Source organism: Paenibacillus oryzisoli, assembly GCF_050467285.1.
In the GTDB taxonomy this organism is placed as follows: domain Bacteria; phylum Bacillota; class Bacilli; order Paenibacillales; family NBRC-103111; genus Paenibacillus_E; species Paenibacillus_E oryzisoli_A.
In genome coordinates, this window is sequence record NZ_JBCMUN010000007.1 from 608,024 (window position 1) to 621,387 (window position 13,364).

Annotated in this window: 8 protein-coding genes; all 8 read right to left on the reverse strand. The window is 54.2% G+C overall.

What is annotated here, in order from left to right:
* Nucleotides 1–63 precede the first annotated feature (63 nt).
* Nucleotides 64–5,169, reverse strand: coding sequence for an S-layer homology domain-containing protein (locus tag ABE504_RS14860; protein WP_430089786.1), 5,106 nt, complete (start codon nucleotides 5,167–5,169; stop codon nucleotides 64–66).
* A 111-nt stretch (nucleotides 5,170–5,280) separates the two neighbouring features.
* A complete protein-coding gene (locus ABE504_RS14865; RefSeq protein WP_430089789.1) occupies nucleotides 5,281–6,723 on the reverse strand; it encodes a glycosyl hydrolase family 28 protein in 1,443 nt (480 codons plus the stop codon).
* 72 nt (nucleotides 6,724–6,795) lie between these two features.
* The gene (locus tag ABE504_RS14870) at nucleotides 6,796–7,623 is read right to left on the reverse strand and encodes a carbohydrate ABC transporter permease (protein WP_430089792.1); all 828 of its coding nucleotides are present in this window, start codon (nucleotides 7,621–7,623) and stop codon (nucleotides 6,796–6,798) included.
* Entirely contained in the window at nucleotides 7,623–8,552 is a 930-nt protein-coding gene (locus tag ABE504_RS14875) for a carbohydrate ABC transporter permease (protein WP_430089795.1), read from the reverse strand. Before ABE504_RS14875 ends, ABE504_RS14870 begins: the two co-directional genes overlap by 1 nt.
* An 81-nt stretch (nucleotides 8,553–8,633) precedes the next feature.
* A complete protein-coding gene (locus tag ABE504_RS14880) occupies nucleotides 8,634–9,983 on the reverse strand; it encodes an ABC transporter substrate-binding protein (RefSeq protein WP_430089798.1) in 1,350 nt (449 codons plus the stop codon).
* A 283-nt stretch (nucleotides 9,984–10,266) separates the two neighbouring features.
* Nucleotides 10,267–11,397: a glycoside hydrolase family 88 protein gene (locus ABE504_RS14885; RefSeq protein WP_430089800.1), complete on the reverse strand. Its 1,131-nt coding sequence runs from the start codon at nucleotides 11,395–11,397 to the stop codon at nucleotides 10,267–10,269.
* Nucleotides 11,398–11,439: 42 nt separating this feature from the next.
* Nucleotides 11,440–12,318: a carbohydrate ABC transporter permease gene (locus tag ABE504_RS14890; protein ID WP_430089803.1), complete on the reverse strand. Its 879-nt coding sequence runs from the start codon at nucleotides 12,316–12,318 to the stop codon at nucleotides 11,440–11,442.
* A 30-nt stretch (nucleotides 12,319–12,348) separates the two neighbouring features.
* Nucleotides 12,349–13,314: an ABC transporter permease gene (locus ABE504_RS14895; protein WP_430089805.1), complete on the reverse strand. Its 966-nt coding sequence runs from the start codon at nucleotides 13,312–13,314 to the stop codon at nucleotides 12,349–12,351.
* Between the last annotated feature and the right edge of the window lie 50 nt (nucleotides 13,315–13,364).

Below are 13,364 nucleotides of genomic sequence, written 5' to 3' on the forward strand. Positions count from 1 at the left end.
TCCTTCCACGCCGACTGCTCTTCAAGATAAGCACGCACGCCTCCCGGCATGCGTGCCCCCTTCCTAGCGCAGAAGCGCCTTCAACTCGCTGTTCAATTCCAACACGCGCAGCAAAATCGTCAGCGCTTCGGCGCGCGTCGCGTCTTTGCCCGGCGCGAAGCTGCCTTCGGCAACGCCGCTGACGAGGCCCAGCTGCGCCGCAGCCTCGATCTGCGCTTTGTTCCACGCGCCGTCGATGTCGGTGAATCCGGTGCTGCCGCCAGCCGGCTTCAGTTCAACCAGCTTCGCGACGATCGCAATGATCTCCGCGCGCGTGATGTCTTGATCCGGCCGGAACGTGCCGTCGCCGTAACCGCTAATGATGCCGCTGCTCGCCAGCGCATGGATCGCGCCCGCCGCCCAGTGCTGCTGCACATCGGACAAAGCAGTTGGCGCGCTCGCCGTTAGCCCGAACAGCTTCGCAATGACGGTCGCAAATTCCGCGCGCGTCATGCTGGCATCCGGCTGGAACGAGCCGTCAGCGTAGCCCTGAATGACACCGAGCTTGGTAAACACGCTCACGGTGTCCTGCGCCCAATGCGCGCTCGTGTCACTGAACGCCGGCACTGAGCCATCATTACCCTCAAGCTTAGCCTTCACCTCACTAACCAGCGTTTGCTCATCAACGATTGGCGAAAACGAAGTGCCCGTTTGCACCTCCGGGTCCGTCTCCTTCTCCGGCTTCGTTTCCGTCACAGGCGGCGGAGTGTTGTCTGATTCCTGTGTAGAATCCGGTGTATCCGGTGTATCCGGTGTATCTGGCGAATCCGGCGAACCCGATTCGCCATTCCCAGCCGCCAGCACCGTCACCGTTTTGGTCCCCACGATTCCCGAACCGTCGAGCGCCGTCGCTTGAACCGTCACAGTCCCCGTGTTTCCGGCTGTGAACACGCCGGTCACGGGATCTATCGTACCTGTTCCCGTGCCGCCAACAACCGACCACTGCACGGCAGCGTTGGAAGCATTTTGCGGAGTGACGACAGCTCCGAAGCTCAAAGCAGTACCGCTAACAACGGTATCCACCGCCGTACTCACTTCAATCGACGTCACCAACACCGGAATGACAGGCGGATCCCATACCGTCACATCGTACGTCGCGAACACGCCGGAAGCATCTGTCGCCGCTGCCTTCACGGTGACATGCCCCGCCGAAATGCCGGTGAGCACGCCCGTAACCGGATCAATCGACGCCTGGCCGTCTACCGGTGTAACCGACCAGCTTACAGACGAATTCGTCGCATCAACTGGACTAACCGCAGCTCCTAGCTGCAACGTATCGCCAACATACACCGCATTCGTGACGCTAGTAATCTGAATGCCGCTCACCAGCACATCCGATACGCCAACCGGGCGTACAATCACGGACGTTTGTGCTGTAGAAGCATGGCCTTTGCTATCCGTCGCCTTGAACGTCAACGGATGCGTTCCTACTGTCTGCGGCGTCCATGTGAACTCGCCCGTTCCCGCCTGAATAGATGCGTCCGCGGGGAAGTCAATGCCTGTGAACGTTATCGCATCTCCTTCCGCATCCGCTGCATATACCGTATACGTCACGGTTTGCCCCAGCTCAATGCTGGCCGATGCAATCGGGGTGATCACCGGCGCTTCATTCACATCGAGCACGCTGCCGTGGAAGCGCACTTCCGCCATATTGCCGAACCAGGACGCGGAATTGAATAACCGAATATATCGGTAAGGCGTCGTGTTGCTGACGTTGAAGCTTTGCCATTCAGCTGTAGAAGCTGCGGCTGCGGTCAAATTCGTCCAATGCGCATTATCATTCGACCCCTGCACAACAGCGCCTTTGACCCGGGCCACTTGATCCTGTCTCGCCATAATTTCGACCATGGTCAGTAACGCACGGAAATCCTGTTTGAAATCAAACGTCACATAACCCCCGGCTCCGTTCGAACCGTTCCGGAAGTCCGAAGCCGTGCTGGCGTTCGAATCAAACAAGTAATTCGTCTGCTTGAGCGTCTCCGCCGTATTCCCCGGTCTGCCTGTCGTGGTCGTCGGGTCGATCAAATACGTAATCCCCGTCACATTGTTCATCTGATGCGAATTATCGACAAGGAACAGCTTACTGTTGTCTGTCGTCAGGAAGGCCGGATCGCCATCGCTGCCATCCTGTTGTTTGAAGTTGATAGCGAATTTCACCGTGCCTGTCGGCATTGCCAGATTCGCCGCCAGCGTGGCCGTCCAGTTGATGTTGTCCGTGGAGCTGACGACAGCATCCTGACCGCCTATTTTCGCCGTTACCTGGGAAATCGGCTCTTTTGCTTTCCACGTCAGCTTAATTGTATCGCCCGGTACGATCCGGTTCATAAACGCCTGCTGCGAACTCAGGCCGACCGATTCGATTTTGCTGAAGATTTCGTGCCGCTCGCCATAAATTCTGAATTCGGCGACTTCCATCATGTTCGTCGGTGTCGTCGTCGTGCTCGGCGGCAGCTGAATGACCTGCATTTTAATAAAGCGGAACTTCGTATTCTTATACGCATCTTTCACGTTCAGCCTCTGCAAATCCTCTGAATTGGCGGTCACGTCATCGGTTAACCGCGTCCACGTCTCCCCGTCATTGGAACCGAACAATGTCAGCCCTGCGATCCGCTCAGGGAAACTTCTTCTCCCCTGAATCTCGAAAGCGCTTGCCGTCACCTTGAAATTTGCGCCAAAATCAATCGTGTGGTACAGATCCCCCGCCAGCTGATACACCGAGAACGTGTTATCGTTGTTATCGATCAGATCGGTGATCGAAGTGCCGAAGGTGGACGTGACCATCTTCGTATAATCGAGACTGCCATCGCTCAGTTGCGGTGTCAACAACTGCAGCCCCACAACCGCACTCCGCAGCGTTTGCAGCTTGGCATAAAACGCTGCATCCGTCGCTGTCCCCATTTGTGCGATCGCATCATTGTAAGCGTTCTGATACGTCTCCAGCGACGCCGTCACATAACCCGCGCTCGGATGGTAAGGCGCAATCGCCGCATCCACCGCACTTTGACGGTCATTCGTCACGATCAGATTAAGCTCCTTCGTTGACACCGAGGTGCCGTCGCTCGCCACGACAATCACGGAGCTGGTCCCCGCCGCTGCCGGCGTCCACGTGAACGCGCCGCTGCTTGCATTCAGAACAGCGCCCGTCGGCGCATTCATCATCTCGTACGTCACCGTATCCGCCGGATTGCTGTCCGTCGCAGAGAAATCGAGCGAGATCGGCATGCCGACCGTGGCGACAATCATGACCGGCGACTTGCCGCTTTTGAATGCCGGTGCCGACAGCTGCGAACCCGCCTTCACGTTGAAATGATCGAAGTCCACCGTCGTGCCGTCGCCTTTGACCGTCATGTACATGATGCTGTATACGCTGTCAACTTGACTGTAGGTAACTTGGCTGATGCCCATGTCATAGAGCATGTAGCGCCACTGCCCGTTCGTGTTCGGCAGCGTCAAGGTATAGAACGGCGATGAGGTTCGCTCCTTGCTGAGCGCCAGCGTTGCCGTGCCGTTCGTCCGGAACTTGATCCCGATAACCCGGGACGACGCGCGATCCGCATAAGAGAAGTTTAGCGGAGCTATCGTGCTGCCTTCCGCCGTTGCCGTCACTTCCACATAAGAGGTGCCGCCCTCTTGCTTCGTTGCCGAATAATTATCGAACGCCGTGTAGCGGTCCTCTAATTCAACGATCGCATCGCTGGTCATTTCTTTCGGCAGGTAGGTCGCCCCTTCAGCTTCCGCCGCCTGCGGGATATACAGCCAGAAATCACCGCCGCCATCTGGGCTTTCCCACGCCTGACCGAGCGCTCCCTGGTAGTAGTAGTTGGACGGAATGCGTTTCGTGAACGCTTCGTAGAAGTATGGCGCCGCCTCGGCGACGTTAACCCCTTTGACATACGTGTAGTAATAGTAAATGTCCCAAAACTGCGTCGTCGTCATCCGTCCCCGGTAGGAATCGGAGATAACGCGATAAATGCCTTGCGTGACGCCGTTTTCATCGATTTTATAAGCAACCGGCGTCCATGGGGTATCATACCCCAGCATATACTGCCAGAAGTAATTCGCCGTCTTCAAAATCCGATTGTCCAGAAAATCGAAGACGTCCACCGCATTCGGAGCCGTAGAGACCGTCCCCTCTACCGGATCTACCTTCGTCCCCTGGGCATTCAGCAGCCGCGCCAGAATCGCTGCATTCGTCAAATCCCCGCCGCCGTGCGCCTGGTCCCTTCCCATTTCCACGTGCTGGATCACCGGTTCAGCCAGATGCTCACCCGTCACCGCATTCGTGTCCACAGAGCGGAACAACTGCTTGATCGAGCCGTTGATGCCTTGGTCTGCCGCCGTTTTATTGACCGTAAACCACTCAACGCCCTCATCATACCGCGCCCGGTTATCGGTAAAAATATACCCCGACATCGCGCCAAGCAGCGGATACGTATGCTGATTCATGAAATAATTGTTCCCGTGTAAAAACGTCTCCGTCACCGGCACGATCAGATTGTTCGTGAAATCGTCCGTATCTTTGGCCGTCCACTGCAGCGCAGGCGTCTGCGTGCTGCTGTACCGGAGAATCTCAGCTGCCGTCACCATCCGGTTGAGCGGAATGCCCATATGGATGTGCGAATCGGTAAAATACGTATACTTCGTCGGGTCCATCTGCTCCCAGATCCGGATAATCCGCATCGCGTTCGCTCGGTACACCTCATCGCCCGTAATGTAAAACATAAGCGCTTGTGTATACGCTTTCAACCCATCTGCAACAAATGCGCCCTTGCCGTTGACTTCCACGCTCGCCGGCTTCGTCGGATCCGTCAAACTCGCGTTGCTCGACGTTACCGTCGTCGAAGCGTTGGACGAGACCGTCATCGCCTTGTAGTACGAGTACCAAGGCTCCTTCTGGTCGATGACCTGCTGCCTCATGTTTTCCAGAATCGTCTTGGTCAACCCGACGCCGGGATGGGTAAACCCGCTGCTCCCGGTCGTCTCCGTAATCGTGACCGTGTCCGTTGCCGCCGGCACAATGGCCGTTTGCGCTGCAATCGGCGCATACGATGCCAGGACGATGGCCGCCAGGAAGGCAGCCAAGAGCCGTGTCCACCCCAGCCGCCGTTCAAGTACACTTTCGAACCTCATATCGAACCTCCTCAAGATGGTATGGAATGGAAACTCTTTTAAACCTCGCCCTCATTATAAACAAGCAACTTCTATTTGAGAGTGCGGAAATTTAAGACGCGCGTGCGGTTTTTAAAGCGATGTGAACGTAACTCCGTGAGCGTGTTCATTTACAACGAAGCCGCCTTCTTGAGCCCCTGTAATGTGTACACCGTTAATCATTAACCCTCTAAACTGCACGCCGACAACCGGACGCTCCTCGTCATAACCGAAAATCTGGCTCGGCAGCGTATTCGCGCCGTTATACGAAACCTCCTCAAACTGTATATCCTCAATGCGGCTTCCCGGCACAGGATTATAATCCTTATTCCATACCACGCGCAGATCTACAAGCCGACCCAATTCAAAATCCTCCACGCGGATGCCCCGGTACGTCACGTGGCGCACGGTATTTTTGTCCCCGGCATTGATCGTCATCGTTCCCATGTAGTTCGGCTGCGGTTCGTGGTGCTCCAGTATGTCGATATTGTCGAACACAATATGCTCGATCGTATCCCCGCCCCGGTGATGATCCCCGTGAGTGCCGATCATCAGCGGATGCGCCACATCCGCCCACAGCACGCTGTTGCGCACGGTCACGTGACGTGTATCGCCGTAATAATCCCACCGCGAGCCGTAAATCGCGATACAATCGTCCGACGTGCGCAGGAAGACATCATCGATGTCCACATGTTCGCAAGCCATCATATCGATGCCGTCCGACCAGCCGCGTGTGGAAAACGATTTGAAATTCGTAATCCGAATATGCTGCGATTTCCCCAAATAAATGCTGTAATGCGGCGGATCGAGCGTCGTAATGCCTTCAACCAATACATGCTCAGAGAAGCGAATGCGAATCCCCCGAAACGCAGAGAACCGGTGAAAATCCGATAAATAGACGATCCCTCTTCCTCGGATGGATACATGCTCCACGCGGTCGCACACCAGCGAGCCTACCAGTATCGCGCCACCGGCAAGATATACCGTCGTATGCGAAGGAATACGCAGAATCGTCTCCTCGAGATAATGCATCCCCGGTCCAAAATAAAGCGTGTCAGGCGCCGCAGCCCCCTCCTGTTTCGGCGTTTGCGCCAGCCGGTAGATGTCCTCGGTCCGATGAATCGCCGGCTTCAAGAAAAGCACGTGATCCGCCTCCGGATCCGGCACATCCCGCTCCACCGGATTCGCAAACAGATGCAGGTTGGCGAAGCGCAGCCCATTGATCTCGATGGACAGCTTCCTTGGCTGCTCCAGCGTGAAATAAACCGCATTCCCAGCCACACGGTGCGCTGCCGCAAAGGACAACGGACGAATGACCGCCTCGCGAATCGGCACGGCATTGCTGATCACCTCAACTTCTACCGGCCCCTCCATATCAAAAGCAGCCATCGAAGCCCGGCGAACCTCATGCATATCAACTTTCACCTCATACACAAACACAGACTGCCACTCTCCACCTGCAGCTCGCACGTTGACCGTGAAAGCATCATTGCCCACAGCGCCCTTCGGCGCTTCATAACTGATGACACGTCCCATTTCTTTTTTCCATCCCTTCATAAAAAATCAATAAAAAAGCCGCCCCGATTCAAACCGGAAGCGGCTCGTAGTTTACCCTTTCGTAGCGCCCGAAGCGATACCCTTGATAAAGTATTTTTGCAGGAAAACAAACACAATCAGCACAGGCACAATCGACATCGTCGTGCCGGCGAATACCATGTCCCACTGGGACGCCAGCTCCCCAACGAATTTGAAAATCTCCACGACCATCGTCTTCTTCGTCGATGGCAGCACGAGACTCGGCATGAGGAAGTCGTTCCAGATCCCCAGCCCCTGCAGGACGATCATACTTGCCGTACAAGGCCCTAGCAGCGGAAATACGATCTGCCAGAAAATGCGCGGTCGGGAACAGCCGTCAATGGACGCCGCCTCTTCAATCTCAACCGGAATGCCGCGAATGAAGCTGGTGTACAGCAGCACGCCCATCCCGACCGAGCCGGAGATGTAAATCAGCACCGGAGCCGTCATCGTGCCGTAGAGGCCGAGCGTTTTCATTTGCTTGAAGAGCGGAATCATGTACACCTGAAAAGGGATCATCATCCCCGCCAAATAGTACACATAGATAGCGTTGGTCCATTTTTTTCCGGTACGCTCAATCGCGTACGCCGCCATCGGAATGAGCAGGATCATGAAGAACACGGACGTCACCGTCAGGATCGCGCTTCGCAGAATCGCAGCGGGAAACTGCGTCTCAGTCAGCAAATATTTGAAGCTTTTCAGATATAAGCTGGTCGGAAGTGCGACGGCATCCCGCAGAATTTCGCCATTGGATTTAAAGGAAGAAATTAAGCTGAAATAGACCGGGAAGAAGAACAGAACGGCAAGCACCAGCGCGATGGCGAAGATCACAACATCCGCCCACTTTTTAGACTTATGCATTACATCTGCACCTCCCGTTTACGCAGCACTTTGATTTGGATGAGGGATACAATCAGGATCAAGAAGAACAGTACCAAGGACATCGCCGTCCCGTAACCCTGACGCAGCTCGCCGAAGCCGACTTTATAGACGATATACGTCAGCGTCTCGGTCGCAAAGCCCGGACCGCCATCGGTCATAACGGCGATTTGGTCAAAGATTTTGAGCGCGCTGATCATCGAAAGCATCACGCACACCGTCATCGAGCCGGCCAGCAGCGGGAACGTGATATGGCGGAATTGCTGCCACCGGTTCGCACCGTCAATTGCCGCGGCTTCGTGCAGTTCCTGGGGAATGCCTTGCAGCCCCGCCAGGTAAATAATCATATAGTAACCCGCGCCCTTCCAGACGGCGGTAATGATAATCGCGATTAAGGCGTAGTCCGGATTGCCAAGCCAGTCGATTTTAAGCGAACCGAGCCCGATCCGATCCAGCAGCTGAGAGATAACACCAAAGTTATAGTTGAAAATAATCGCCCACACAAAACCCATAACGATACCGCTTAGCAATACGGGAAAATAAAAAATACTCCTGAACAGGTTTTTACACCACCGTACCTGATCGACTAGCATCGCCAGCAGAATGGCAATCACATTTTCCAAAACAACGAGTGCAACCGACATAATTAACGTGTTCTTTAAAGCGTTCCATACCCGTTCACTATGCAGAATTTCCTTAAAATTATCGAAGCCGATGTAATGAATATTGGGACTGACACCGTCCCAGGAGGTGAAGCTTAGATTCACACTGTTTAATGCCGGATAAATCACGAACATCGTATATAAAATAAAGGAAGGCAGGATAAATAAAACGGAAAAGGAGAACCATGTTTTCTTCTTCCCAACCTTTGCTCCGGTGCTCACAGCCTGCAGCGATTCTACCTTATCCACATTCTCTCACTCCTTAACCAGCTTGAATGAAGGGAAACCCCTGCGAGGGGCAGAGGTTTCCGCATCTCTCTGACGTAACGATTATTTCTTCGCTGCAGCGTTCGCTTTAATATTTGCGTCCCACTCGGCGTCGGCTTTCTTCAAATAGTCTGCGCTGAAATCGCCTTTCACCAGCCAATCCTGAGCCAGTTTGTAGAACCAGTTGCGCCATTGCGGCGGCATTTGGTCGTCGCCCCAGAAGGAGTTGATTTGCAGCGATTTGATCGTTTTCGGATCGTTCATGACTTCAATGACACGCTGCATTTGCGGAGCGGCATCATACGTAATTTTTTCTTTCGTTGTTGGAATACCGTTCACTTGCTTCATGAAATTCGTGTATTGATCTTTCGCGAAGAAGAACTTGATGAATTCGGTGATTGCAGCTTTCTTGTCCGCATCCTGGTTCGCTTTCGTGGAAATGGACCAGCCTTGTAGCGTGTTCAAACCGTTAACGACGATTCTGCCTTTGCGATCCGGTACCGGATACCAGCCGAATTCGAACTTCGGATCCGCTTGCGAAATTTGCGAGAACATCCAAGGACCGGAGAACAATTCCGCCGCTTTGCCCGTTACGAGCATGGACGCCGTTTGGTTGTCCGCGGTGCTCAGGTAGCCTTTATCGACATAGCCTTTGGTAAACAGTTCATTGAGATCCTGCATCGCCTGCATCGGGCCCGCATCCGCGAAGCTCACTTGGCCTTTCGTGCGCTTGGAGTTCCAGTTCGGATCGTCCGCGAACACATCATCCATCAGGAACTTGTTCACCCAGAAGCCCCAGTGGAAAATATCTTTACCGCCGAACGTCAGCGGCGTAATGCCTTTCGCTTTCAGCTTCTCTTGCGCAGCCAGGAACTCGTCATAGGTCTTCGGCTCGGACGTGATGCCGGCATCGGCATATGCCTTCTTGCTGTAAATAATGCCTTGCGGAGCCGTTCCGACGATCGGCGCCGTCCAGTTCTTACCGTTCAATTTCGGTGCATCCGCGAAAAGGGACAACCACTCCTGCGGCAGCTCGGCAATCTTGCCCGCTTCGGAGAATAGCTGCGTATCGCGCATCTCCACGAGATCCGGGAATTCGCCGACGGCATCCTTCGTTTTCAGCCAGTCGAGGTAAGCTTGGGAGCCGCCCTCGGACAGGTCGGTGATTTTAATGTTCGGATTCGCTTTGCTGAACGCCGCTACCGCATCCACCATCGCCTGCTTCGTCGCCGGGTCGCCGGTCGCGTAGCCGATTGTAAAGCTGACGTTCTTCTTCGGCGCTGTGCTTGCCGCGGCTCCCGCGGATGACGATGCCGCCGGTGTGGAACTGGAAGAATCGCTATTGCCGCATGCGCTTAAAATGATCGATAATGCCATAACACTGGAAACCGTTACTGCAAAATGTTTTTTCATTGCTATGAACCTCCCTTGATGGTTGAGCTTGAATGGGGGGAACTGGTGTTTTTATTTTTTGCACCGTTCCTGCTGTGTTTTAAGACTACCATAAGCCCAAAACGTTGAGTATGCGGTTTTTTAAGCGCGAAATGCAGGAATTTAAGCAGTATGGGCTTAGGATACACATTTTGCCCTTTTCCAAGCCAATTCCAGGGAAATGAACACAGCATATGGGTTTCGCCTATACAAAAAAACGCCCGCCTGCCTCCCGATCCGGAAGCAGCGGACGTTTCACTTCACGCTAAGCTCTCTCGTACCAATACCCCGGCACCCCGCGGACAAGCCGCATCAGCGCCTCCATGTAGAAATAATCGCCCCAGATGACGAAGTCATCCGGCGACATGCCGCCCCGCACATGGTATGAGCCATGGCGGAGCAAGCCCTCCGCATCGGGGTCGTCGCTCGTCAAATAGTTCTCTGTGAGCGATTTCATGCAGCGGAATACCGCGCGCTCGAACCGCTCCCGATCCGGGTCGCCCTCCGGCAGGCACCCGACAAGCTCCAGCATGCCGCAACAGGCGATCGCCGTCGCGGAGCTGTCCCGCGGCGTTCCCGCCTCAACGGGCACGTCAAAGTCCCAATACGTCACCTGATCCTCAGGCAGACGTGAGATAAAGTACGCGGCCATCCGGCGCGAGGCCTCCAAGTATACCGGATTCTTCGTATACTTATACGAAAGAATGAAGCCGTAAATCCCCCACGCCTGCCCACGCGTCCACGTGGAGCCGTCGTGGTAGCCCTGGTGCGTGCCGCCGCCGACAGGCTCACCGTTCTCCTGGTTAAAATAGAACGTGTGGTACGATGAATCGTCCCCGCGCACTAAATAGCGGCGACTTTTCTCCGCATGAGCCACAGCGACGTCCCGATATTGCTGATTGCCTGTCTTCTCGTAAGCCCAGTATAACAGTGGGATATTCAGCAGGCAGTCGATAATGATGCGGCCCCCGTTCTTCGGGTCGCCCGCGGGTCCCCACGCCTGAATGTAACCACCGGCAGGGCGCCATCTTTTCAGCAACGTATCCGCCGCCTGCAGCCCCAGCGCCCTCGCATCCTCCTCGCCTTCCAGCATCCACCAAGCGACAGCCGAGGGCAGATAAAGGAACCCGATGTCATGGTGATCGAGCACCTTGAACGTCTCCAACCGGCGCCGAAAACTGTGCACCGTGCGAACAGCCGCATCCCGAAACACAGGATCGCCGGAAGCCTCATAGCTCAGCCAAAGCAGGCCGGACCAGAAGCCCTCCGTCCAGTCCTGATGATCGCTCCGTTTGTAATCGCCGCCGTCAAGGCCCGTCCACGGGAACAGATCCCCGAATTTATCTATATTGCGCCGCGTCTTCTCCACGGCATGCTCCAACGCTTCTACCCACATTGGCAAACGCCCCTTTTCATTTGTTCACACGCCTTCATACGGCTACCCCTTCACAGCCCCGACCATCACGCCTTTGATGAAAAAGCGCTGCAAGAACGGATACACGCATAGAATCGGCAGCGTCGCTACAACGATCGTGGCATACTTAATCGTCTCCCCGATCTGGAACATATCGCCGCCCGTTCCGGAGGACATGCTGTCGGTGGAATTCGAAATGAGAATTTCCCGCAAAATTATTTGCAGTGGAAACAGCTCTCGATCCTTCAGGAAAATCGAAGCGTAGAACCAGCCGTTCCACTTATCGACGGCATAATACAAGGCGATAACCGCAAGCGTCGGCAGCGACAATGGGATAATAATCCGGAACAGCAGCACAAAATGATTCGCCCCATCGATTTTCGCCGACTCCTCAAGCGCATCGGGAATGGACGCGAAGGCTGTCCGCATGATGATGAGATTGAACGTGCTCACGGCAAAAGGAATGATAACGGACCACAGCGAATCCAGCAGGCCGACGCCTTTGACAATCAAATACATCGGAATCAGCCCGCCGCTGAAAAACATCGTAACCAGAATGAAGAACATGATCCATTTGTTCCAGAACACGTTTTTGCGGGAAAGCACGAAAGCGCCAAGCGCTGTCAAAAGCAGATTAAACACAACGCCCACCACAACGATAAACAACGTGTTGCCGTAGCCGACAATAATCGCTGAGTTTGAAAAAACAAGCTTATACGCCTCAATATTAAAGCCAAGCGGCCGCCATAGGACACCTTCGTGGGACACAATTCGGTTGGCGTCGCTGAACGAAGCGAACAGCACATGAAGCAGCGGATAGATCGTTGCCGCCATCAGCAAGGTCAGCAGCGTGTAGATCACCGCGTTAAAAATCCGCTCTTCCCATTTGGAATGGATGGACATCCGGGTACTCCCTTTCTTTTTAAAATCAACCTACCACAAGCTGTTATCCGTCATCTTCTTGCTAAACCGGTTCGCCGCAATCAGCAAAATGAGATTCAGCACCGAGTTGAACAGGCCCACCGCCGAGCTATAGCTCCAGTTAAATTCGAGCAAACCTTTTCGGTAGACGAAAGAAGAAATGACGTCCGCCGTCTCATACACGACCGGATTGTAGAGCAGAATAATCTTTTCAAAGCCGACGTTGAGCAAATTCCCCGACCGCAGAATAAACATAATGACGATCACCGGCAAAATGCCCGGCAACGTAATGTTCCAGATTTGCTGCAGCCTGGAGGCGCCGTCGATGCGCGCTGCTTCATACTGCTCCTGATCAATGCTCGTGAGGGCAGCCATGTAAATAATGGACTCCCAGCCGATGCGCTGCCAAATGTCGGAGATGACATACAGCGAGCGGAACAGTTCCGGCTTTTGCAGCATCGCCTGGCCATCCGTCCCCATCACCGAGACGAAAAATGTATTAATAAAGCCGCCGCTGTTCGTGAAATCCTTAATCATCCCGCAGATCACGATCATCGAGATGAAGTAAGGCATGTAGGTAATGGACTGAGCCGTCTTCTTGAAGGTTTTATTCTTTACCTCATTGAGAAGCAGGGCGAGCACAATCGGCATCGGAAATTCAAACAAGAGTGAATATAAGCTGATGAGAATCGTGTTTTTAAAAATACGCCAAAAATAATAGCTGCTGAAGAAGCTCTCAAAATGGGCAAAACCGACCCATGGGCTGCCCAGAATGCCCTTCATGGGGGAGTAGTTTTTAAAGGCGATCAACGCCCCGTACATGGGCGCATAGTGAAACAAGACGTAGTACGCCAGCACGGGCAGGATCATGAGGTACAAATATTTATTTGTGATAAAATCTTTCGCAACGGTTCTCCGTAACGAACCGGTACGGGTCGGAGCAGCAGGTGCAGCGGTTGTCTGCAGGTTCCGGTTCATGCTCAGCACTCCTCTATTTATAAGTGAGGAGAGGCTGCCGCCTCTCCTGA